General features: G+C 36.7%; 1 protein-coding gene, 1 rRNA gene and 1 pseudogene. 2 read left to right on the top strand and 1 reads right to left on the bottom strand.

Annotation, left to right across the window (positions count from 1 at the left end; translation table 11 throughout):
- Positions 1-34 precede the first annotated feature (34 nt).
- Positions 35-149, top strand: a 5S ribosomal RNA gene (gene rrf / locus I2F62_RS12925).
- Between the two features lie 126 nt (positions 150-275).
- Here the strand turns inward: rrf and I2F62_RS12920 are convergent.
- Positions 276-995: pseudogene (locus I2F62_RS12920) on the bottom strand (IS1 family transposase).
- Positions 996-1,476: 481 nt separating this feature from the next.
- Between I2F62_RS12920 and I2F62_RS12915 the strand changes: the two are divergent.
- Positions 1,477-2,379: Ig-like domain-containing protein (locus tag I2F62_RS12915; RefSeq protein WP_324627396.1), on the top strand; the 903-nt coding region annotated here is incomplete at its 3' end.

Genomic DNA, 2,379 nt, shown 5'->3' with positions numbered 1-2,379 from the left:
CCAATAAGACCTAACGAGTAAGCATCCAAGTTGTGCTGGCGACAATAGCAAGAGTGAACCACCTGATCCCTTCCCGAACTCAGAAGTGAAACCTCTTAGCGCTGATGGTAGTGTGGGGTTACCCATGTGAGAGTAAGTCATCGCCAGCTCATTATTCAAACACCCTCCGCTTAATAAAGCAGAGGGTGTTTTTTTATGCGGGAATGGAATGAAAACAAGGGATTAATGATAAAAATACTGAACTGTAACCTAGTTAATAGTTTTCTGGTAGTGTTTCAAAAAAGTATGCTGGCATTAGGCGAATCAATTATTGATGTAAAAAAGACTAAATCAAAGGCTTTGAAATGATTCTCAAGCTTTTTAGAGAAGTTACAGCTTCTCCTAAAGCCTTGCCTGACCCGATGCCGCAATCGACAATTATTGCCTTCAATACCGACATTGAAAAACTTACCAATCAATTGTTTAAACTTTTTAAAAGTGGTAACAAAACTATCCCAGTTGTCACTCGATATTCGAGCATAGTATATTCCTAGCCGTTTTAGTCTTGCTTTAAGCCATTTTGCAGTCGCTAAATCTCTTTTACCCCACACATAAGCAACTATTTCACCTGTTTCTCGATGATAGGCATAAATCAACCATTGTTTATTCTACTTATTGCCAACAAAAGTCCAAAACTCATCTACTTCAAGGGTTTCGTAATAATTTTGCTGTGCTTGGATCTGATATTTGGATTGACTGAGTGTGCGTAAAACTTTACCGATACTGACTCTTTCGATTTCTGCGATATCTCTAACGCCACTGCCTCGTGCCATGAGGTGTAATATTTTGGTTTTTATGCCTGAATGGCAACCTTGATAGCTAAGTGCATGATCACCAATAAACTGACGTTTACATATTTTGCATTGGTAATTTTGTTTACCATCCACTTTTGTGCCATTTTTCATTATACTGTCGCTCAGGCAGGTAGGATATTTGATGTGTAGAGTGATTAGCATTTCTCTATAGTATCAAATTCTTACCTGTTTTTTATTTCAGCATACTTTTTGAAACATCACCAATTTTCTTAATTTTGGTGTAACTAGCTGAAATTGGTTTTTAACTGTATTAGTGAAAAAAATATTACAAATACAAATATTACAAATACAAATATTACAAATACAAATATTACAAATACAAATATTACAATTTATTTTTTTTATAGAAATATTACAATTTGTTCTTTTAATTGAGCATTAAGCACAATCACATTAAGGTTGGAAGAGTATAACTTCGGTTATCGGGTAATAAAAAAAGCAATATGAGTGCAAGTAAATTTTTTGTCCTGTAAATATTTAAGATTTTGAGTAATTAATTATATAAAGGAGTAAATAAAAAATCTTTGAAGTCAGATGAATCTGAAATATTTAGACAATAAATTGCACACGAACAACACGAACAACACGAACAACACTAACAACACGAAATAGGAAAAATATTATGGCGAATATTGAGGTGACTGCAAAAAAAAGTCACAAAGTCTTAAGTAAGTCAGGTGGCGATAAGGTCTCTTTAACGGAAGATTCTGTTATAAAAATTGGTGTAAGTAAAACCATGGTGGAGAGCATTACTCGGGATGGTAATGCTGCTGTTGTGACACTTAAAAACGGTGAAACGATCACCATTGAAAATTATTTTACTAATACTCCAGAAGCCAACAGTATTGTATTTGATGATAATGGCAGTCTTGCTTGGGCAAAATTTACAGATGCCAGTGGTAATGTTGTTTCGACAGTGACTTATAATCCACTTGCAGATATTTCGCCATTACTTTATAGCGAATCTCAGGTTGCTATTGTACCTTGGTTGATTGGTGCTGGCTTAGCGGGTGGTGTGATTGCAGTAGCTGCTGGTGGCTCAGATTCAGATAATAAAAAATCAGGTTCATCAACACCTGATACAACAGCACCAAATCCTGTAACAGATGCTAAATTCTCTGAAGATGGAAGCTCAGTTACTGGTAAAGGTGAACCTGGTGCGACCGTAACCATCAAAGACAAAGATGGTAATGTTATTGGAACAGGTACTGCTGATAAAGATGGTAATATTACAATCCCAATCCAACCACCATTAACCAACGGTGAAACTGTAACTATCACTCAAAAAGACCCTGCCGGAAATGAATCTACACCTATCAATGTGATAGCGCCAGATACGACACCGCCTGATGCACCGACTGCTGAATTTAATGACGACGGTACAGAAGTAACCGGTAAAGGTGAACCTGGTGCGACCGTAACCATCAAAGACCAAGATGGTAATGTTATTGGAACAGGTGTTGTTGATAGCGACGGTAACTTCACCATTCCAGTCCAACCACCATTAACCAATGGTGAAACTGCG

Origin of the sequence: Acinetobacter sp. MD2(2019) (genome assembly GCF_035615615.1) — a bacterium.
GTDB lineage: Bacteria > Pseudomonadota > Gammaproteobacteria > Pseudomonadales > Moraxellaceae > Acinetobacter.
The sequence above is the reverse complement of the archived record's forward strand: the minus strand, read 5'-3'. Positions and strand labels throughout refer to the sequence as shown.